The sequence below is a fragment of the Pseudomonas sp. JZ134 genome (assembly GCF_051027695.1).
Lineage (GTDB): Bacteria > Pseudomonadota > Gammaproteobacteria > Pseudomonadales > Pseudomonadaceae > Chryseomonas > Chryseomonas luteola.
On sequence record NZ_CP069250.1, the window covers coordinates 3,033,445 to 3,055,489 of the forward strand.

Annotated in this window: 18 protein-coding genes; 2 read left to right on the forward strand and 16 right to left on the reverse strand. The window is 52.6% G+C overall.

The features are described from left to right. Positions 1 to 70: 70 nt before the first annotated feature. From dnaE to rpsB, 16 genes are all read right to left on the reverse strand, one after another. Positions 71 to 3,589, reverse strand: coding sequence for a DNA polymerase III subunit alpha (dnaE, locus tag JQR86_RS14135; protein WP_407362982.1), 3,519 nt, complete (start codon positions 3,587 to 3,589; stop codon positions 71 to 73). 176 nt (positions 3,590 to 3,765) lie between these two features. Beyond that, positions 3,766 to 4,404 (reverse strand): ribonuclease HII, encoded by a 639-nt coding sequence (gene rnhB, locus JQR86_RS14140; RefSeq protein ID WP_074828094.1) that lies wholly within the window; start codon positions 4,402 to 4,404, stop codon positions 3,766 to 3,768. Next, positions 4,404 to 5,546, reverse strand: coding sequence for a lipid-A-disaccharide synthase (gene lpxB / locus JQR86_RS14145; RefSeq protein ID WP_407362981.1), 1,143 nt, complete (start codon positions 5,544 to 5,546; stop codon positions 4,404 to 4,406). The genes rnhB and lpxB overlap by 1 nt, the downstream gene beginning before the upstream one ends. Before the next feature lie 61 nt (positions 5,547 to 5,607). Continuing rightward, complete coding sequence (gene lpxA / locus JQR86_RS14150) at positions 5,608 to 6,384, reverse strand: acyl-ACP--UDP-N-acetylglucosamine O-acyltransferase (RefSeq protein WP_010797389.1); 777 nt, start codon at positions 6,382 to 6,384, stop codon at positions 5,608 to 5,610. Beyond that, entirely contained in the window at positions 6,381 to 6,821 is a 441-nt protein-coding gene (fabZ, locus tag JQR86_RS14155) for a 3-hydroxyacyl-ACP dehydratase FabZ (RefSeq protein WP_010797388.1), read from the reverse strand. The genes lpxA and fabZ overlap by 4 nt, the downstream gene beginning before the upstream one ends. A gap of 42 nt (positions 6,822 to 6,863) precedes the next feature. Beyond that, entirely contained in the window at positions 6,864 to 7,928 is a 1,065-nt protein-coding gene (gene lpxD, locus JQR86_RS14160; RefSeq protein ID WP_010797387.1) for a UDP-3-O-(3-hydroxymyristoyl)glucosamine N-acyltransferase, read from the reverse strand. Continuing rightward, a complete protein-coding gene (locus tag JQR86_RS14165) occupies positions 7,928 to 8,431 on the reverse strand; it encodes an OmpH family outer membrane protein (protein ID WP_074828089.1) in 504 nt (167 codons plus the stop codon). The genes lpxD and JQR86_RS14165 overlap by 1 nt, the downstream gene beginning before the upstream one ends. Positions 8,432 to 8,472: 41 nt before the next feature. Beyond that, positions 8,473 to 10,839, reverse strand: coding sequence for an outer membrane protein assembly factor BamA (bamA, locus tag JQR86_RS14170; RefSeq protein ID WP_404625650.1), 2,367 nt, complete (start codon positions 10,837 to 10,839; stop codon positions 8,473 to 8,475). A 74-nt stretch (positions 10,840 to 10,913) separates the two neighbouring features. After that, the gene (rseP, locus tag JQR86_RS14175; protein WP_407362980.1) at positions 10,914 to 12,266 is read right to left on the reverse strand and encodes a sigma E protease regulator RseP; all 1,353 of its coding nucleotides are present in this window, start codon (positions 12,264 to 12,266) and stop codon (positions 10,914 to 10,916) included. Between the two features lie 15 nt (positions 12,267 to 12,281). Then, on the reverse strand, positions 12,282 to 13,472 hold the full coding sequence (ispC, locus tag JQR86_RS14180; protein WP_407362979.1) for a 1-deoxy-D-xylulose-5-phosphate reductoisomerase: 1,191 nt from the start codon (positions 13,470 to 13,472) through the stop codon (positions 12,282 to 12,284). Beyond that, complete coding sequence (locus JQR86_RS14185) at positions 13,469 to 14,284, reverse strand: phosphatidate cytidylyltransferase (RefSeq protein WP_407362978.1); 816 nt, start codon at positions 14,282 to 14,284, stop codon at positions 13,469 to 13,471. Before JQR86_RS14185 ends, ispC begins: the two co-directional genes overlap by 4 nt. Beyond that, positions 14,278 to 15,033 carry a polyprenyl diphosphate synthase gene (gene uppS, locus JQR86_RS14190; RefSeq protein WP_010797381.1) on the reverse strand — a complete coding sequence of 252 codons (756 nt, stop codon included), beginning with the start codon at positions 15,031 to 15,033 and terminating at the stop codon, positions 14,278 to 14,280. Before uppS ends, JQR86_RS14185 begins: the two co-directional genes overlap by 7 nt. A 15-nt stretch (positions 15,034 to 15,048) precedes the next feature. After that, positions 15,049 to 15,606 (reverse strand): ribosome recycling factor, encoded by a 558-nt coding sequence (gene frr, locus JQR86_RS14195; protein ID WP_434153772.1) that lies wholly within the window; start codon positions 15,604 to 15,606, stop codon positions 15,049 to 15,051. Continuing rightward, positions 15,603 to 16,346 (reverse strand): UMP kinase, encoded by a 744-nt coding sequence (gene pyrH / locus JQR86_RS14200; protein WP_010797379.1) that lies wholly within the window; start codon positions 16,344 to 16,346, stop codon positions 15,603 to 15,605. The genes frr and pyrH overlap by 4 nt, the downstream gene beginning before the upstream one ends. A gap of 190 nt (positions 16,347 to 16,536) precedes the next feature. Further along, a complete protein-coding gene (gene tsf / locus JQR86_RS14205; protein ID WP_010797378.1) occupies positions 16,537 to 17,406 on the reverse strand; it encodes a translation elongation factor Ts in 870 nt (289 codons plus the stop codon). 123 nt (positions 17,407 to 17,529) lie between these two features. After that, entirely contained in the window at positions 17,530 to 18,270 is a 741-nt protein-coding gene (gene rpsB / locus JQR86_RS14210) for a 30S ribosomal protein S2 (RefSeq protein ID WP_010797377.1), read from the reverse strand. A 280-nt stretch (positions 18,271 to 18,550) separates the two neighbouring features. Between rpsB and map the strand changes: the two genes are divergently transcribed. Both map and JQR86_RS14220 read left to right on the forward strand, forming a co-directional pair. After that, a complete protein-coding gene (gene map, locus JQR86_RS14215; RefSeq protein ID WP_010797376.1) occupies positions 18,551 to 19,333 on the forward strand; it encodes a type I methionyl aminopeptidase in 783 nt (260 codons plus the stop codon). A 12-nt stretch (positions 19,334 to 19,345) separates the two neighbouring features. Beyond that, the gene (locus JQR86_RS14220) at positions 19,346 to 22,045 is read left to right on the forward strand and encodes a [protein-PII] uridylyltransferase (protein WP_010797375.1); all 2,700 of its coding nucleotides are present in this window, start codon (positions 19,346 to 19,348) and stop codon (positions 22,043 to 22,045) included.

Genomic DNA, 22,045 nt, shown 5'->3' on the forward strand with positions numbered 1-22,045 from the left:
AGATCGCCGCCTCAACCCTAGAGGCCATTGGCATGGTTTGGTCGAATGAGCGGCACTTGCGCCGCTCGGATCAACGGTAGTTCAGGAAGACGTTTTCTCTTCCAAACTGGTCACGTAGTGCCTGTATCAGGCCATCACCAGGATCGATTCTCCACTGCTCGCCAAATTGCAGCAGGGCCCTGGCATCCTGGCTTCGATAATCCAGCGTAACCGGGCAAGCGCCCCGATGCTTGGTACAGAGGTCGGCCAACCACCGAAGACGGTCGCCTTTCAATGCATCGCTTGCAACCGAGATGCGCAGACTTTCAGCCAATGCGGTGCGAGCCTCTTCCAGGCCCAGCACGCGCTTGGCGCGCAGTCTCAAGCCGCCCGAGAAATCATCCTGGCTGACTTCGCCCTCAACAATGACCAAGGCGTCAGTCTGCAACAAGGACTGAGCAGCATGAAATGCTTCGGCAAACAGCGAAGCCTCAATCCGGCCCGAGCGATCATCCAGTGTAACAAACCCCATCTTATCGCCGCGCTTGTTTTTCATCACACGCAGATTAACGATAAGGCCGGCAACCGTCTGGGTTTCACGAGAGGGCTTGAGGTCCACAATGCGCTGGCGAGCCAGTCGCCGTACTTCACCCTCATACTCATCGATCGGATGCCCCGTCAGGTACAGGCCGAGGGTTTCCTTTTCCCCCCGTAGACGCTCCTTGAGCGTCAGCGCTCGTGCCTTGTAATGATTAACGTAGACATCGGCTTCCGGCTCGGCAAACACACCCCCGAATAAATCCATATGCCCGCTGTTATTGCTCCGTGCCGTTTGCTCGGCTGCCGCAATCGCCTCTTCCATTGCGGCCAACAGCACTGAGCGATTCTGATCGATAGTCGCCTGGTAGGCCTTGAGCTCGTCATGATAATGCGGCCCCAGGCGATCCAGCGCTCCCGAGCGAATAAGCGCTTCAAGGGTACGTTTGTTGATGCGCTTGAGATCGACACGGTCGCAGAAATCGAACAGATCCTTGAAAGGCCCCTCCTGGCGCGCTTCTACAATCGCCTCTACCGGACCCTCACCAACCCCCTTGATAGCACCAAGACCGTAAACGATGCGTCCACCTTCATTTACAGTGAACTTGAAGTCAGAGATGTTCACATCCGGCGCATCGATCCGCAGTTTCATATGGCGGCATTCCTCAATGAGGATTACCACCTTATCGGTGTTGTGCATATCCGCTGACAACACCGCAGCCATGAACGGCGCAGGGAAATGCGCCTTCAGCCAGGCAGTTTGATAGGACACCAGACCATAGGCAGCCGAGTGGGACTTGTTGAAGCCATAACCCGCAAATTTTTCTACCAGATCAAAGATGTTACCGGCAAGCTCAGCATCGATGCCATTATTGGCACAACCTTCAATAAAGCCGCCCCGCTGCTTGGCCATTTCCTCCGGCTTTTTCTTACCCATGGCGCGACGCAGCATGTCGGCCTGACCCAGGGTATAGCCCCCCATGACCTGGGCAATCTGCATAACCTGCTCTTGATACAGAATGATGCCATAGGTGGGAGCCAGGACAGGCTTGAGCCCTTCATACTGATAATCGGGGTGGGGATAGGCCAGCTCGGCACGGCCGTGCTTTCGGTTGATGAAGTCATCTACCATGCCTGACTGCAGCGGCCCCGGACGGAACAAGGCCACCAATGCAATCAGGTCTTCCAGACAGTCGGGCTTGAGCTTTTTGATCAGCTCTTTCATGCCGCGGGATTCCAGCTGGAACACGGCCGTCGTCTCCGCCTTCTGCAAGAGATCGTAGGTCTTTTTGTCATCCAGCGGGATAAAGTCGATGTTAACCGGATCGAGCCCTTTTACAGCGTGCTCCCGATTGATTGTTTCCATTGCCCATTTGATGATGGTCAATGTTCGCAAACCCAGGAAGTCGAACTTCACCAGGCCCGCCTGCTCTACATCGTCCTTATCGAACTGGGTAACCAGTCCGTTACCGTCCTCATCGCAAGAAACGGGAGAGAAGTCTGTCAGTTTGGTAGGTGCGATTACCACACCACCCGCGTGCTTACCGGTTCCCCGAGTAATCCCCTCCAGTTTGAGCGCCATGTCCCAGATTTCCTGGGCCTCTTCGTCGACCTTGAGGAAGTCACGAAGCATCTCCTCCTGCTCATAGGCTTTCTGAAGCGTCATGCCTACTTCGAAGGGGATCATCTTGGACAATCTGTCGGCCAGACCATAAGACTTACCCTGCACACGAGCAACGTCACGAACCACCGCCTTTGCGGCCATGGTGCCAAAAGTAATGATCTGACTGACCGCGTTACGCCCATAGGCGCCCGCAACATAATCAATTACGCGGTCACGACCGTCCATGCAGAAATCGACATCGAAGTCAGGCATGGAAATACGTTCAGGGTTGAGGAAGCGCTCGAACAGCAGGTCATAGGCCAGCGGATCCAGATCCGTAATTTTCAGCACATACGCTACCAGCGAGCCAGCACCCGATCCACGGCCCGGCCCCACCGGGACGCCATTGTTCTTCGCCCATTGAATGAAGTCCATTACGATGAGGAAGTAGCCGGGAAACCCCATCTGAATAATGATATTCAGCTCGAAGTTCAAGCGATCCACATAGACCTGCCGCTTGGCCTCGTAATCTGGCGTTTCCTTGGGCAGGAGTACCGCCAGACGCTCTTCCAATCCGTCAAACGATACCTTTCGCAGGTAATCGTCAATGGTCATGCCTTCGGGAATGGGGAAATTAGGCAAGAAATATTTGCCAAGCTGCACTTCAATGTTGCAGCGCTTGGCGATTTCGACCGTATTTTCCAAGGCCTCTGGCAGATCACTAAAAAGCTCCCACATCTCCTCAGGAGACTTGAGGTACTGTTGATCGCTATAGGTACGAGGACGCAACGGATCATCGAGTACACGTCCCTCACCAATACAGACCCGCGTTTCATGGGCCTCGAAGTCTTCCTGCTTGATAAAACGAACATCATTGGTTGCTACAAGCGGTACGTTGCAACGATCCGCCAAGGCAACCGCGGCGTGAAGATGCTCTTCATCATTGACGCGCTGGGTACGCTGCACCTCCAGGTAAAAACGATCACCAAAGACGTCCAGCCATTCACCTAACAACCGCTCGGCGCGTAGATTGTCACCGGCCAGCAAGGCCAGCCCTACCTCACCCTCTTTAGAGCCGGAAAGCGCAATCAAGCCGTCAGCAGCCGCCTTGACCCACTCACGTTGGACAATGATTTGGCCTTCGTGCTGTCCTTCCTGATAACCGCGCGAAACCAGCTCAGTCAGATTTCTATAGCCTTGCTTGTTCATAACCAGCAAGGTCAGGCGGGTAAGCGGCCCTTCCTCGTCAGGATTGGCAAGCCACAGGTCGGCGCCACAGATGGGCTTGATACCGGCCCCCATAGCAGCCTTGTAAAACTTTACCAGCGAGCACAAATTATTCTGGTCTGTCACCGCTACAGCAGGCATGCCTGCCCCCGCTACCGACTTGACCAAGGGCTTTACCCTGACCAGACCATCAACCAGCGAATATTCAGTATGCAAACGCAAGTGAACAAAGGATACGGTCATGGAAACCCCGACAATCATGCAAAAACGAACCGGAATTGTACTAACCGGGAGGACAAGCTAGAAGCTTGATAGGAATGAGCAGATATGCATGCTCAGGCAAATGAATGCGCCAACACTGTTCAGCCTAGAAAATACAGGCGTCGCCGTCCGTCGGTTCGTTTTTTCTTAATCTTCGATTAGAGCGCCATAGCCCCTGAAACTTGCCTCACGCTGACTTCCAACGCAGCAAAAGCATCCCGCACGGGCGCGAATGAGCGTCGATGCATAGGCGTAGGGCCAAGCCGTTTAAGTGCATCAAGATGCTCAGCTGTGGGATACCCCTTGTGACCTGCCAAACCATATCCTGGATAAAGCAGATCCATTTCTGCCATTTCCCGATCTCGAGAGACCTTAGCCAATATAGACGCTGCTGCGATAGCAGGCACCTGACTGTCACCCTTGATCACCGCAGCACTTGGAACCGACAGTACCGGGCAGCGATTACCATCGATCAAGGCCAGCTTGGGTAAAACAGCCAGTCCTTCAACCGCTCGCTTCATTGCCAGCATGGTTGCATGAAGGATATTGATCGCATCAATTTCATGAACATCGGCGCGAGCGATACAGCATGCCAATGCCTTTTCATGAATTTCTTCAAACAACGCCTCGCGGCGCGCCTTGGTAAGCTTTTTAGAGTCGTTGAGCCCATGGATAGGACGTGCTGGGTCCAGGATCACAGCAGCGGTAACGACAGGCCCACATAAGGGACCTCGTCCTACTTCATCGACACCTGCGACCAATTCCTGCACCAATGTGAAATCCAAACCCAATTGCATCAATCAGCCCCAATAAGCGTCAGTACTGCATCTGCGGCTTGTCGTGACGCGTCCTGACGTAATGCGTGATGAATAGCTTCAAATCCTTCTGTTTGCATAGAGGGATCATCCAAAAGAGGCAATATCGCGTTTACCAATCTTTCTGCCGTGGCATCGTCCTGAATCAACTCGGGAACAAGAGGCTTGCCTGCCAGCAAGTTCGGTAAAGAGATATAAGGACTCCTTACCATCCGTTTCAAGATGCAGTACGTCAATGGAGCCACCTTATAGGCGACCACCATTGGACGTTTAAAAAGCATTGCTTCCAATGTGGCCGTTCCTGAAGCAATAAGCACAGCATTACAGCTGGCCAGCACTTCATGTGACTGCCCCTGAGTCAACATCACACGAACAGAGCGGCCTTCAAGTAAAGACTCTATCTGCTTACGCCGATGCTCATTGGCACAAGGCAATACAAATTGAATATCAGGCCTTAACGCACTCAACCGTTCTGCGGCATCGAAAAAAAGAGCACCCAGCCGTGAAACTTCACCACCACGACTTCCTGGGAGCAAAGCAACGACTGGCCCATCTGGCGGCAAGCCCAAAGCTTTGCGGGCAAGCGTGCGATCAGGATCAAGCGGAATGGTATCGGCCAGCGGGTGCCCAACGAAACGCACGGGAACCTGCTTTTCCTCATAGAAGCGGGCTTCAAAAGGAAACAACGTCAACATGAGATCGCAGGCCTCACGAATCTTAAGAACACGCTTTTGCCGCCATGCCCAGACAGAGGGACTGACATAATGAACAGTCGGTATCCCTGCGGCACGAAGCTGCTGCTCCATTTCAAGTACGAAATCTGGCGCATCAATGCCAATAAAGACATCGGGGCGGGCCTGTATGAGTGTCTGGATAAGCTCTTTTCGACGCCGCAAAAGCTCTCGAAGCCGGCCTAGCACCTCTACCAGCCCCATGACGGAGAGTCGCTCCATGGGAAAGGCCGAGCTCATGCCCTCTGCCTCCATGCGCGGACCGCCAACACCGATGAACTCGACAGCCGAATGCCGTGCTTTAAGCGCTCTCATAAGGCCTGAGCCCAAAATATCCCCAGAAGCCTCACCGGCAACGAGAGCGATTCGCAAGGGTCGATTCAAGGCAGACATACCCAGCTCTTTAATAGCGCCAATATATAAACTGAAGGCCGCATCTGCGGCCTTGAAAGGATTAACGTGTTATGCCGCGTGTGGAGCTGACTATAGAGTCCCTGAAGACTGCAACTTCGGGAAACTCAAGAGCAACCTGCTCCAATTCCTTCAATGCTTCGTCAACCGTCAAACCTTGGCGGTAGACAACCTTGTAAGCACGACGGAGGGCATGAATCGCTTCACTGGAAAAACCACGGCGGCGCAAGCCTTCAAAATTCATGCTGCGCGCTTCGGCCGGGTTGCCAAAGACCGTTACATAGGCAGGCACATCCTTACCGATGGCAGTGCCCATACCTGAAAAGCTGTGTGCACCGATACGGCAGAACTGATGTACCAGTGTGTAACCGGACAAAATTGCCCAATCATCCACATGGACATGCCCTGCCAACGCCGTGTTATTGACCAGAATGCAGTTATTGCCTATCACACTGTCATGCCCAATGTGGACATATGCCATCAGCAGGTTATGGTCACCAATAGTGGTTTCGCTACGGTCCTGAACGGTCCCCCGATGGATCGTGACACCCTCGCGAATGACATTATGGTCACCAATAACAAGGCGCGTAGGCTCACCCTTGTACTTGAGGTCTGGGGTGTCCTCTCCAATCGTAGAAAACTGGTAGATGCGGTTGTGCTTACCGATGACCGTTGGTCCATGCAGTATAACGTGCGGGCCTATGACCGTGCCCTCACCCACTTCAACATCGGCGCCTACGATGGACCAAGGCCCAACCTTGACGTCGTCAGCCAGTTTGGCGCCTGGCTCAATGATCGCCCTAGGGTCGATCAAACTCATAGTTTGCGTTCCGCACAGATAATTTCAGCAGAGCATACCGCTTTCTCGTCAACTGTTGCCTGGCATTCGAACTTCCAAATGCCGCGCTTGCAACTAATGAAACGAGCTTCCAGCTGCAACTGATCGCCCGGCAAAACAGGCTGACGAAAGCGCATGTTATCCGAGCCGACGAAGTAATACAGGGTTCCCTCTGCCGGAGAAGAATTCATCATCTTGAAACCAAGAATCCCTGCCGCTTGCGCCATTGCTTCGATAATCAAAACACCCGGCATAATGGGATGCTGAGGGAAATGACCATTAAAAAAGGGTTCGTTGATGCTGACATTTTTGTAGGCACGAATACGCTTGCCTTCAATGTCCAGCTCCACTACCCGGTCCACCAACAGGAACGGGTAGCGGTGAGGCAAGTATTCGCGAATCTCGTTAATGTCCATCATATCTGGAGAGGCCTGTTCAAAAAAAAGGAAACGCCCGATGCGTTACTCTGCATCAGAAGCAGCGTCATCCTGTAAGGTCACGGCAGCTACTGTTTTTTCGAGAAGCTGCAGACGCCGAGCCATATCATCCAGGTGACGGATACGAGCCGCACTTTTTCTCCATTCGGCAGCAGGCTGCATTGCCGTGCCGGAAGAATAAGCGCCTGGCTCGGTAATCGAGCGGGTAACCATGGTCATGCCAGTAACGAAAACGTTATCGCAGACCTCAATATGTCCAACCATGCCGACACCGCCGGCAATCGTGCAATGGCGTCCGATCTTGGTACTGCCTGAGATCCCTACGCAAGCCGCCATCGCTGTGTGCTCACCAATTTGTACGTTGTGAGCAATCATTATCTGGTTGTCGAGCTTAACGCCATTACTGATGATCGTGTCGGCCAGCGCGCCTCGATCGATAGTAGTATTGGCGCCAATCTCGACATCATCGCCAATACTGACACCACCCAGCTGAGCAATTTTTTTCCATTGCCCCTGATGGTTCGCAAAACCAAATCCCTCGCCGCCGATAACGGCGCCAGACTGGATAACCACTCGCTTCCCAACTCGAACGTCGTGATACAGCGTAACTCGCGGTGCAAGCCATCCGTTTTCGCCGATCTGACTACGAGCACCGACGAAGCAATGCGCTCCAATGACAACACCTGCACCTATCGATACACCTGACTCGATAACTGCATACGCACCGACACTTGCCGTAGGGTCTACAAAAGCATCCTCAGCGACCAGGGCGGAAGGATGAATACCAGCTTTCGGCAGAGGTTTTCGATCAAACAGATGGGAAAGCTGCGCATAGGCAAGGTAAGGATTGGCGATTACCAGGCAATTGCCTGAAAATCCCTCCACCTCAGTCGGATGCAGGATCACAGCACCCGCTTTGGTGTCAGCCAAATATTTCTTGTACTGGGCATTGGCGAGGAAACTCAACTGCTCGGGCTGGGCATCCTGCAATGTCGCAAGACCAGAAATGAGAAGCTCCGGGTTTCCCCGGAGCTCAGCTCCAAGGCGCTCTGCCAGCTGCCTTAGAGTGTAAGTGGTAGAGGTCATCATTAGCGGTTCTGGTTCATCCGCTCGATAACATCACGTGTAATATCATATTGAGGCTTGGCATCAACCACAGCGCCACGCTCGATGACGATGTCGTAGTTGCCCTTCTTCAATACTTCTTCCACCGCTTTATCCAGCTTCGGTTTGAGCTGCTTCAACATATCGCGATCAGCTGCGGCCTTGGCTTCGTTCAGCTCTTTTGACTGAAACTGGAAGTCACGCGCTTTCTGCTTGAAGTCCGACTCAAGACGGTCACGCTCAGAATCCTTCATTTTATCGCCCCCGGCAGCAAGGCGACTTTGAATATTCTTCGCATCACCTTCCAGTGCCTTCAGCTTATTAAGCTGTGGGCCGAACTTTTTCTCAGCGTCTACAGCGTATTTTTTTGCCGCATCCGACTCCAGGAGTGCCATTTGATAATTGAGCACCGCAATCTTCATCTCGGCAAAAGCCGGGGTGGCAACAACAGCGGCGGCGATCAAGGCGAAACGGAAGAACTTACGCACAATGCACTCCTGCGTTTAAACGCGATATAGAGTTAGATCAATTAGAACGTCTGGCCCAGCGAGAACTGGAATACCTGCGTATCGGCATTATCAGGCTTCTTGACGGGCATACCCAGACTGAAGCTTAACGGACCCAACGCAGTTACCCAAGTCAAGCCAACACCCACGGAGCTTGCCATATTGGAAAAGCTGACCTTGTTACAGCTGGCGCTATCCTTGTCGACCAAGCGGCACTTAGTGTCGAAGACACTACCCACATCCCAGAACAGCACTGTTCGCAGCTGACGCTGATCTTTCACGAAAGGCAAGGGGAACAGATATTCGGCCCCGCCTGTGATCAACACATTACCGCCAAATGGTTCAGGATCTTGATCGGTATCTGTTTCTTGACCTTGAGCCTTATATCTTCCAGAAGCAGGAGTACTCCTCGGACCAAGGCTGCTATCTTCAAAACCACGAACTGAATTAAAACCACCAGCATAGTAATTTTCATAAAATGGCAAGCCGCTGGTTGAACCATAACCATCGCCATATCCCAGCTCGGTATGGAAGCGAAGTGCAGTATTCTGCGTTAACCCAGCAAAAATCTGACCACGATAGTCAACTTTGTAATAGCTCAGATCGCTTCCCGGAATTGTTGTTTCCAGAGAAAGACTTTGCGAGTGCCCTCGAGTAGCCAGCACGCCTTTATTTAGGGTTGACTCTGACCAGCCGATCGAAGCTTTAAAGTTAGTGAAACTATCCCCTTCCTGTTCAATGAATTTATAAACTTCGTCGACAGTATAGTTATTGGGGTCAAGCTCATCACGCTGAACGCCAAGCCCAAAGTTCAGTCGAGACGTTTCACTGATCGGATAGCCAAAATTTACCCCAAAGCCGAGGCTATTGATGGAGTAACTGGAAATATCAACATCCAGATCATCATAGTTGGTTGAGCGATAGAAGGCGTTATAGCCAAGGCTCACACCGTCATCGGTCCAGTATGGATCAGTAAAGCTGAAATTGTAGCGAGTCTGATACTGACTTCTCGTCAAGCCTACGCTTACTCTATTACCAGTACCCAAGAAGTTGCTCTGGCTGATAGATCCACCAAGGATCAAACCCGCACTTTGAGCAAAGCCAACACTTGCGGTAATAGAGCCAGACGGTTGTTCTTCCACAGAGTAATTCACGTCGACCTGATCGTCAGTGCCAGGAACCTGCGGCGTCTCGACATTGACTTCCTTGAAATAGCCCAGACGTTCCAAACGGGTTTTGGACTGATCAATCAGGTAAGTAGAGGCCCAGCCACCTTCCATCTGGCGCATTTCGCGGCGGAGGACTTCATCTTCCGTCTTGGTATTGCCACGGAAATTGATACGATTTACATAGGCACGCTTGCCGGGATCGACTACAAAGGTCAACGAAACCGTATGGTCATCATCATGTGGTTCCGGTACACCGTTCACATTAGCGAACGTATAGCCTTCATTCCCGAGGCGGCGGGTGATCAAATCTGAGGTGCCAGTCATCACCTTTCGAGAGAACACCTGTCCGGGCTGTACCAACATCAGCCTGCGAATTTCTTCTTCCGGCACTTTCAGGTCACCTGAAAGTTTTACATCCCGAACGGTGTATTTTTCACCTTCGTTGACGTTGACCGTAATATAGACGTGTTTCTTATCAGGCGTAATCGATACCTGAGTCGAGGTGATATCCATATTGATATAACCACGATCAAGGTAATAGGAGCGCAAGCGCTCAAGATCGCCAGAAAGTTTTTCACGGGAATATTTGTCGTCGTTTTTGAAGAAAGAAAGCAGATGGCTTTTCTTCAATTCGAACAGATCAATTAGATCCTGCTCTGGAAACACATGATTTCCGACAATATTGACCTGAGAGATCGTTGCTACTTCACCTTCGTTGATTTTGATTTTCAACTGAACGCGGTTACGTGGCTGCGGAATGACCTCGGTTTCGATATTGGCAGAATAGCGACCTTGAGCAACATACTGACGAAGCAGCTCATTGCGCACACCTTCCAGCGTTGCCTGCTGGAAAATTTCACCTTCAGCCAAACCCGATTGTTGAAGACCTTTTTTAAGGTCGTCTTCTGAGATCGCCTTGTTGCCCTCAATAGTGATGCTTGAAATCGAGGGGCGCTCAACTACGCTCACAACCAGGACGTTACCGTCACGCCCTAATTGAATATCTTGGAAAAAACCCGTACGGAACAGGGAGCGAGTCGCATCGGAAAGGCGACGATCATCTACAGCATCGCCTACGTTAAGAGGTAATGCACCGAAAACGCTTCCGGCAGAAACCCTCTGCAAACCGTTTACACGAATATCGGAGATGGTGAAGGACTCGGCGTGAACCTCGCCGATCATCAGCGCGGCTATTACCGCAGGTAGCAGCAAGCGTTTCATGAGTCCCTTTTTTATTCCAACTGACAAATAAATAGCCTACCGCTTATACGGCAGACTAAGCGTTCAGCGGCGAGTTACAGACGCCCAAGGTCATTGACCAGAGCCAGTAACATGACACCAACAATTAGGCTTATACCAATCTGCATACCCCACGCCTGAATGCGCTCGGATACAGGCTTCCCTCTTGCCCACTCGACGAAGTAGAACAACAAATGTCCACCGTCCAGTACCGGCACAGGAAGCAGGTTTAAAACCCCAAGACTTATGCTCAGGTAGGCCAGGAAGTTTAAGAAGTCACTGACACCTGACTGGGCAGAAGCGCCCGCCACTTTAGCAATGGTTATCGGCCCACTCAAGTTTTTTACCGAGAGTTCCCCAAGCAACATTTTCTTAAGCGAGTCGAGCGTCAGCAAACTCATGGTCCAAGTGCGCAAAAGTCCCTGACCTATGGCCTCCAGCGGGCCATAGCTGACTTCCCGAAGCATTTCAGAGGGCCATTCCACGCCCTTGACACCAGCGCCCAAGTAGCCAGAGGCACTTTTTGCATCACCTTTACTAGAAAGCATAACTGGGACAGAGCGCTCAATTCCGGAACGATTAAGCACTAGGTTTACTGTTTGATTCGGGTGGGCACGAACATAATCGACCACCTCTTGCCAGTCATTAACCGATGAACCCTCGACCGAAACAATACGATCACCAGACTGAATACCTGCTCTGGAGGCAGGCCCTTCAGGATCTAGTTCAGCCACAACAGGTGGCAGTGCCGGACGCCATGGATGTATGCCGAGAGATCCAATAGGGTCCGGGCTATCAGAGTCCTTGAGCCAACCATCAAGCCGAATGGAATGTACTTCTTGCTGACTGTTACCAGACTCGCGAGTTTCCACGACCAACGTACCCGTTTCACCGAGACGGCGAACCAGCTTGAGATTGACCTCACCCCATCCGGAAACGGCCTTCCCATCAACCGAGACAATTTCATCGTTTGCCTGCAAGCCTGCTTGCGCAGCAAGACTACCTTCATCGATTTTTCCGACGACAGGCTTCACCTGCTGAGTTCCAAGCATGGCCAGAGCCCAAAAGAACACGATAGCCAATAAGAAATTGGCCACCGGACCCGCCGCTACGATAGCGATACGCTGATATACAGACTTACGATTGAACGTTTGGTCGAGCTGGTCAGCAGAAACTTCCCCTTCTCGCTCGTCCAGCATTTTTACATAACCGCCAAGCGGTATTGCTGCTACTACGAACTCAGTTCCCTGCCTGTCATGCCAATGAAATAGCGCCTTACCAAATCCAACAGAGAAACGCAGGACCTTGACACCACATCGACGAGCAACCCAAAAGTGCCCAAACTCATGGAAAGTAACCAACACCCCTAATGCAATCAGGGTTCCAAGAATCATATACAGTGCACTCATGGCGTTCCTCCGCGCTTAGCGCCTGTGGCGCTCAAGCCAGGCATTGGCTAAGTCTCTGGCATGGCGATCCGCTTGCATGACACATTCAAGATCGGTTACGACAGAGATTGTTTCCTGCTTGAGCACAGCCTCGATGATCTGCGGTATCTCATCAAAGCGTGCCCTGCCGTTTAGAAAGGCATCTACTGCCACTTCGTTCGCAGCGTTCAATGTGGCAGGCGCGGTACCACCTGCGCTAATAGCTTGTCTCGCCAATCTGAGGCAAGGAAAGCGCTGCTCATCAGGCTTTTGAAAATCAAGGCGTGCTACTGCAAACAGGTCAAGAGGGCTAACCCCGGACTCTATTCGCTCAGGCCATGCCAATGCATGAGCAATTGGCGTACGCATATCGGGATTGCCCAACTGCGCAAGAACCGAACCGTCAATGTAGTCCACTAACGAATGGATAACACTTTGAGGATGAACAACAACTTCAACCTGATCAGGCCTTGCATTGAACAACCAGCAGGCCTCAATGAACTCCAACCCCTTGTTCATCATGGTGGCAGAGTCTACTGAAATTTTACGTCCCATCGACCAGTTAGGATGCGCGCACGCCTGATCAGGCGTAACGTCACGCAATACGTCCAATGAGGTTTCACGGAAAGGCCCGCCTGAAGCCGTCAGCAAAATTCGCCGCACCCCTTTTGCCACCAGTCCCTCTTCATAGCCTACTGGCAGGCATTGAAAAATGGCATTGTGCTCACTATCAATTGGTAACAGCTTTGCGTTGTACTTTTTGACAGCCTGCATAAACAGGGAGCCGCTCATGACAAGCGCCTCTTTATTGGCAAGGAGAACCTTTTTTCCTGCCTTGACGGCTGCAAGGGTAGGCTTAAGACCTGCCGCGCCAACTATAGCAGCCATAACAGCATCAACATCAGGATGAGCTGATACTTCACTTAGCCCTGCCTCACCGACCAGCACTTGCGTCGAGAGTCCAGCCGCCTTGATTCTATGTTCCAGCGCTTCGGCCTGCGCGCCGCCCGGCACTACAGCAAACCTCGGCTCATGAGTAATACAAAGCGCTCCGAGCTCATCGAGCCTGGTATAGCCAGTTAACGCAAATGCCCTGTAACGATCAGGATGACGTGCAATGACATCTAAAGTACTGAGACCTATCGATCCGGTAGCACCCAGTACGGTGATGTTTTGAGGACTAGTCACATAACACCCCAGCCCGACCACCAGAGAAGCGCTGTGTAAAGAGGCACTGCAGCAGTCAAACTATCAATACGATCCATGATGCCGCCATGCCCAGGTAGAAGCTGGCTACTGTCCTTAAGCCCCATCTGTCGCTTGAACATGCTTTCCGTAAGATCACCTACAACCGAAACAACGACAACCAGCGAAGCACCGATCAGAGCCTTAATCAGGGTATTGGCATCCCATCCGCGATAGAGACCTACACCCAATGTCAGCACAAGACTGGCTATCAGGCCGCCAATCATGCCCTCCCAGCTTTTACCTGGACTTACCTTGGGAGCAAGCTTGCGCTTACCAAATGCCTTGCCGGAAAAATAAGCACCAATGTCAGCCACCCATACCAGCAGCATGACACCAAGAATAAGCCAATTATTGAGAGGCCACTGCTTCAGCAGGATCAACCCCTGCCAGGCAGGAACCAGGATAGCCACACCAATCAAAAGGCGTCGCCAAGTTGACTTCCAGTAATGAGCGCTTTCTGGATAGGTCATAACGAGCACGGCAGCAAAAATCCACCAAGCCACTGCCATCGGCAGGATAGCCAACGCCAGCTGAGACATCTGCCAGCAGAGCAGAAGAAGGAAAGCAATTACAGCTGCATAACCTACACGAGCCGCCTGAGAGACGAGCCCGGAAAGCCGAGCCCACTCCCAAGCACCCAGGGAAACCACTGCTCCGATAAAGGCAGCGAATATCCCACCTTCTAGCAAAAAAAAGCCCCCAATCGCTATGGGCAGCAACACCAGAGCGGTAAGGACCCTTTGCTTTAGCATGATGCTCTCACTTCTGCTTCAATCTGTTCACTGGTCTTTCCAAAGCGTCTTTGCCGCGTCGCATAATCCGCCAACGCCTTACGCATAGCCTCATGTTTAAAGTCAGGCCAGAACAAGTCGGAAAAATATAGCTCCGCATAAGCCAATTGCCAGAGCAGGAAATTGCTGATGCGATGCTCTCCACCCGTACGGATACATAGATCAGGTAAAGGCATGCCTGCGGTGGTCAAGCAGTTCTGAAGTAACTCAGGCGTTATCCGCTCAGGCTCAAGTGTACCCTCCTTGACTGCCTGCGCCAGCCGCTGGGCCGCCTGGGCGATGTCCCACTGACCACCATAATTGGCAGCCACCTGGAGTACCAGTCTTGTATGACCAGCAGTCAAGGCTTCTGCCTGCTCCATCTCACGCTGCAGTTCAGGATGAAACCTGGAACGATCTCCAATGATGCGAAGACGTATGCCGTTCTGATCGAGCTTTTTGGCTTCCCGTCGAAGCGCTGATAGAAACAGCTCCATCAATGCACTGACTTCATCAGTCGGGCGCCGCCAGTTTTCACTGGAAAACGCAAACAACGTGAGCACTTCGACACCGGCGTCCGCGCAGACTTCTATAGCCGCACGAACAGCGTCGACACCAGCTCTATGTCCTGCCACTCCAGGCAGTAACCGCCGGCGAGCCCAGCGGTTATTACCATCCATGATAATGGCGACATGACGCGGTACTACAGAACTAGGGTCGCTATTGCCCATCTTGCATCCCTGCCGTCAAACGGCCATCAAATCAGTTTCCTTAGCCTCCAAGGCCTTATCGACCTCAGCGACATATTTATCAGTCAATTTCTGGATCTCATCCTGCGCACGACGCTCTTCGTCCTCGCTGATTTCCTTTTCCTTGAGCAGATCCTTCAGCTGAGCCAGCGCATCACGGCGAATATTCCGCACGGAAACACGAGCCTGTTCAGCCTCCTGGCGCGCCTGCTTAGTGAAACCCTTTCGAGTTTCCTCAGTGAGAGCCGGCATCGGGACGCGAATGGTAGTCCCGGCTGTCGCTGGGTTCAGTCCTAGATCCGAAGTCATGATGGCTTTTTCAACAGCCTGAATCATGCTTTTATCAAAAACAGTCAGCGCCAACGTACGGGAATCTTCCACTGTCACGTTGGCCACCTGGCGCAGCGGCGTGTCGATACCGTAATAGGACACCATAACGCTATCAAGAATGCTTGGATGAGCGCGTCCAGTACGGATCTTGGCGAAAGCGTGACCAAGCGCTTCAATGGTCTTGGTCATTCGGCTTTGAGCGTCTTGCTTTATTTCATTGATCATACTGTGCCCTCTTCGATCAAAGTACCTTCTCCGCCGCCTACAACAATATTCAGCAAGGCGCCGGATTTATTCATATTGAACACCCGAAGCGGCATCTTATGATCACGACACAGACAGATTGCTGTCAGGTCCATCACGCCCAGCTTACGGTCGAGCACTTCGTCATACGTCAAGCGATCGAACCTTTCCGCATTCGGGTCCTTGAAAGGATCTGCAGTGTACACGCCATCGACCTTAGTTGCTTTAAGCACCAGATCAGCCTCAACTTCGATAGCACGCAAGCAGGCAGCCGAATCAGTGGTAAAGAATGGGTTACCCGTACCGGCCGAGAAAATAACCACCTCGCCGTTCTGCAACTGACGCATAGCCTTACGACGATCATACTGATCGGTCACACCCACCATAGAGATGGCTGACATAACAGTTGCCGGGATATTGGAGCGCTCCAGGGAATCACGCATAGCCAGCGCATTCATAACGGTAGCCAGCATACCCATATGGTCACCCGTAACACGGTCCATACCTGCGGCTGACAACGCAGCCCCACGGAACAGGTTACCACCACCAATCACCAGCCCGACCTGAACACCAATACCAACAAGCTGACCGATTTCCAAGGACATACGATCAAGCACTTTTGGGTCAATCCCGAAGTCTTCGGATCCCATTAGGGCTTCGCCGCTGAGTTTAAGCAGAATACGTTTGTAACGGGGTTGGCGACCACTCATCTGCTGAGCCATTCAGTCTCTCCTGCGACGATTTGAAATAATAAAAAACAAATCATTTTCCCATTACCGAGCCGGAACGTCAGCGTTGACGCATCGATAGTGGGATCGTTACCAAATAAAAAAGAAAACCCATACCTTCGCTACTTGAAAAAAGAGGCCGCACGCGGTGGCGGGCAGCCTCTTTTTCAGCATCGATAGCGTCTTACTGCTTGCTGGCTGCGACCTGAGCGGCCACCTCAGCTGCGAAGTCCACTTCGGCTTTCTCGATACCTTCACCTACTTCGTAACGGACGAAGGAAACGATTTCAGCGCCAGCCTTCTTAGCCAGATCGCCAACCTTGACTTCCGGATCCTTTACAAAAGGCTGCTCAACCAGGCTTGCCTCAGCCAAGAACTTGTTGATACGGCCTTTGACCATGTTTTCAACAATATTTTCCGGCTTACCAGCAATCTTGTCTGCGTTCAGTGCCAGGAAGATTTCTTTTTCCTTGGCAATCGCTTCTTCAGAAACCTGGGAAGGATTCAGGAACTGGGGGTTGCTTGCAGCAATGTGCATCGCGATATCACGAGCCAGCTCAGGCGTACCACCGTTCAGAGCAACAACAACACCGATGCGGTGGCCGTGCAGGTAGGCACCTATCACATCACCTTCTACACGAGTCAGGCGACGAATAGTGACGTTTTCGCCTGTCTTGGAAACCAGCGCCAGACGCGCCTCTTCCTGGGACTCTACCAGCGGAGCAGCATCAGTCAGCTTCTGATCGAACGCCTTATTCAAGCTATCTGCAACGAAAGCCTTGAAGTCATCCTGCAGAGCCAGGAAGTCAGTCTGGGAGTTGACTTCGATGATCAGAGCAGCCTTGTTGTCGTCGGAAACCTTGACAGCAATCGCACCTTCAGCAGCGATGTTACCAGCCTTCTTGGCCGCCTTGATGGCGCCAGCTGCACGCATATCATCGATGGCTTTCTCGATGTCGCCGCCGGCAGCAGTCAACGCCTTCTTGCAATCCATCATGCCAAGGCCGGTACGCTCACGCAGTTCTTTGACCAGGGCCGCAGTAATCTCTGCCATGCTCGAATCCTCTTGAATCAGTGTCTAAACCAATGCCCTAGGGCAGTAATTCTCTGAGTGGCAAAAAGGGGGCCTAGCCCCCTTCCTGCTCACTGAATGTCCAAGTCTTTACGACAGGGTCAATCAGCCTTCAGCAGCTTCACTCGCTGCTTCTTGAACGAACTCTTCAGGTGTTGCACCTGCGTTCTGCTTACCACGCAGTACGGCATCAGCCGTGGCGCTCAGGTACAGCTGGACAGCGCGGAAGGCGTCATCGTTACCCGGGATGATGTAATCAACGCCTTCAGGGCTGCTGTTGGTATCAACAACACCGATAACCGGGATACCAAGCTTGTTCGCTTCGGTGATCGCGATGCGCTCATGATCAACGTCGATAACGAACAGAGCGTCCGGCAGACCGCCCATCTCCTTGATACCACCCAAGCTGCGCTCGAGCTTCTCGAGATCGCGAGTGCGCATCAGCGCTTCTTTCTTGGTCAGCTTGCCGAAGGTGCCGTCTTCAGCCTGAACTTCAAGCTCACGCAGACGCTTGATGGACTGACGAATAGTCTTATAGTTCGTCAGCATACCGCCCAACCAGCGGTGATCCACGAAAGGCATGCCACAACGAGCAGCTTCTTCGCGAACGATCTTGCCAGCGGAACGCTTGGTACCAACGAACAGGATTTTGTTCTTGCCAGAAGCCAGGCGCTCAACAAAGCTCAGCGCTTCGTTGAACATCGGCAAAGTCTTTTCGAGGTTGATGATGTGAATCTTGTTACGCGCGCCGAAAATATACTTACCCATTTTCGGGTTCCAGTAACGGGTCTGGTGGCCGAAGTGCACACCGGCCTTCAGCATGTCGCGCATATTGACTTGGGACATTGATATTTCCTCAATAAGTCGGGTTGGGCCTCCACGCATCCCAATGGCCAACTCCTTGCAGAGCACCCAGGCCATCGTGCCGATACGTGTGTGGGGTTTAGGGCGTTTTAGGGCTATTGCCCGAAAAGCGCCGCGCTTTATACCACAGAAGTCAGCTGAATTAAACCATGGCAGACTACTGCGATTGGGATGGTGACGAAGGACAGGTTTGTTAGAATCCTGTCCAACCCTCTTATTTTAGTTCATATGCAGGCTGCCTGCGCAGCGCTTAGAGATTCTAATGACCGTTATTATCAAGACCCCTGAAGACATCGAGAAAATGCGTATCGCCGGCCAACTGGCGGCTGATGTACTGGAAATGCTGGATGAGCATGTTAAGCCGGGCGTTACGACCGAGGAGCTGAATAAGCTTTGCCACGACTATATCGTCAATGTGCAACAGGCTATTCCGGCGCCACTCAATTACAAGGGCTACCCCAAGTCTATTTGTACTTCGCTTAATCATGTCGTCTGTCATGGCATCCCCAATGACAAGCCACTCAAGAAAGGCGACATCCTTAACGTGGATATCACGGTTATCAAAGACGGCTACCACGGCGATACCAGCAAGATGTATTGCGTCGGCGAAGTGGCCGAGTGGGCAAAGCGACTCTGTGAGGTAACTCAGGAGTGCCTATATAAAGGTATTTCGGTTGTTCGCCCCGGCGCCCGGCTGGGTGATATTGGCGAAATCATTCAGAAGCACGCTGAAAAACAGGGTTTTTCCGTGGTGCGCGAGTATTGTGGTCATGGTATCGGCAAGGGCTTTCATGAGGAGCCGCAGGTTGTTCATTATGGGCGTGCTGGAACAGGCCTTGAACTCAAGGAAGGCATGATCTTCACCATTGAGCCGATGATCAACCAGGGCCGCGCTGAAACCAAGCTGCTTGGTGACGGTTGGACGGCCATCACCAAGGACCGCAAGCTGTCTGCTCAGTGGGAACACACCGTACTGGTTACCGCCGATGGTTATGAAATTCTGACACTGCGCAAAGACGAAACCATTTCCCGCACCCCCGCATGAGGTAATACGGGTATGCCCCAGGTAGATCCCGAACTGTTCGACCGCGGACAGTTCCAGGCTGAACTCGCATTAAAGACCAGCCCCATCGCCGCATTCAAAAAGGCGATCCGCAAGGCAAATGAGGTATTGGACGAGCGATTTTCAGCCGGGCGCAGTACGCGTCGCCTGGTTGAAGATCGAGCCTGGTTCGTTGACCAGATACTGTGCGAAGCCTGGCAACGACTGAACTGGGGTAATGCACAAATTGCCTTGCTCGCCGTAGGGGGGTATGGCCGCGGCGAGCTGCATCCGCAATCGGACATCGATTTGCTCATTTTATTGGGCGCAGAAGATCAGGAAGCGCATCGGGAAGCCATTGAAGGCTTCCTGACGTTGCTATGGGATATCGGCCTTGCTGTCGGACAGAGTGTGCGCTCGGTTCAGGAGTGCGCGGATGAGGCCAGGGCCGACCTGACCGTCATCACCAATCTGATGGAGTGCCGTACCATTGCCGGCCCGGAAGCCCTTCGTCTGAGGATGCTGGATGTAACCAGCCCCAAGCGAATGTGGCCCAGCCGTGATTTCTTTCTGGCAAAGCGGGATGAGCAGAAAGCCCGGCATGCCAAGTACAACGACACGGAATACAACCTTGAGCCCAACGTCAAAGGCTCACCGGGTGGATTACGTGATATCCAGGCACTCTTGTGGGTTGCACGCCGCCATTTCGGGACGCTGAACCTGCATGCGCTGGTTGGTCAGGGTTTTCTGACTGAAAGCGAATGTTCGCTGCTGGCTTCCAGTCAGGAGTTCCTGTGGAAGGTGCGTTATGCCCTGCATATGCTGGCAGGCCGACCTGAGGATCGCCTCCTGTTTGATCATCAGCGCCGCATCGCCGGCCTCCTGGGTTATGAAGACAGCGATGCGAAGCTGGCCGTTGAGCGCTTCATGCAGAAGTATTATCGCGTGGTCATGGACATTGCCCAGCTCAACGATGTTGTCATGCAGCACTTTGAGGAAGCCATCCTGCGGGATGACGAAAGCGAGCCAACGCAGCCTCTTAACAGCCGCTTCCAGTTACGGGACGGCTATATTGAGGTTACGCATCCGGAGGTATTCAAGCGCACCCCCTTTGCACTGCTGGAAATTTTCGTGCTGATGGCTCAGCACCCGGAAATCAAGGGTGTTTCTGCGGGTACGATCCGGCTGCTTCGCGACCACCGTCATCTGATCAATGACGAATTCCGACATGACATCCGCAACACCAGCTTATTTATCGAGTTGTTCAAGAGCCGCGAAGGCATTCATCGCAACCTTCGCCGTATGAACCGCTACGGTATTCTTGGCCTGTACTTGCCGGAGTTCGGCCAAATCATCGGTCAGATGCAGCATGACCTGTTCCATATCTATACGGTCGATGCGCATACACTCAATCTGATCAAGCATCTGCGCAAACTGAACCGACCAGAGATGACGGAAAAGTATCCCCTGGCCACGCGGGTGATGAACAAGCTGCCTAAACCGGAGTTGATCTATATTGCCGGTCTTTACCATGACATTGGCAAGGGCCGAGGCGGTGATCATTCGGAGCTGGGCGCCGTAGATGCCGAAGCGTTCTGCCGCCGCCATCAGCTACCCGAATGGGACAGCAACCTAATCTGTTGGCTGGTACGCAATCACTTGGCGATGTCGACAACAGCGCAGCGCAAGGATTTGTCTGACCCCCTGGTGATTCATGACTTTGCACAGACGGTAGGCGACCAGGTCCATCTGGATTATCTCTATGCGCTCACTGTGGCAGATATCAACGCGACCAACCCCAACCTCTGGAACTCCTGGCGCGCCAGTCTGCTGCGACAGCTGTATACCGAGACCAAGCGTGCCTTGCGCCGCGGACTTGAGAATCCGGTAGAACGTGAAGAGCAAATTCGCCAGACACAGAGTTCAGCCATCGATATTCTGGTGCGTAATGGCATCGATCAGGATGATGCCGAACACCTATGGGGGCAGCTCGGTGACGACTATTTTCTGCGTCACACTGCCAGCGATGTAGCGTGGCACACCGAAGCTATTTTGAGTCATCCCAATGACGGTAATCCGCTGATCCTGATCAAGGAAACTACCCAACGCGAGTTTGAAGGCGGCACCCAGATCTTCATTTATGCGCAGGACCAGCACGACTTCTTTGCTGTGACCGTGGCGGCAATGGACCAGCTGAACCTGAGCATCCAGGACGCGCGTATTATTACGTCCACCAGCCAGTTTACCCTGGATACCTATGTTGTACTCGACGCGGACGGAGGCTCTATCGGCAATAATCCGGCCCGTATCCAGCAGATCAGAAGCGGCTTGATCCAGGCCCTGAAGACACCTGAAGAGTACCCCAACATCATCAACCGACGTGTCCCTCGTCAGCTCAAGCATTTTGCGTTCGCGCCACACGTGAATATCTATACGGATGCTCAGCGCGCCGTGAGCCTGATTGAGCTGACCGCCCCTGATCGCCCGGGCCTGCTGGCTCGCGTGGGCGGTATATTCCTGGATTTCGACCTGTCGGTTCAGAATGCCAAAATTGCCACGTTGGGCGAGCGTGTTGAAGACGTCTTTTATGTTACGGATGCTCAAGGGCAGCCCCTGTCGGATCCGAAGCTGTGCGAGCAACTTCAACAAGCGCTGATCAAAAACCTAAGCGGGGCCAATGGCTCAGAAACGCCGTTGCTACGCATCAGTATCTAA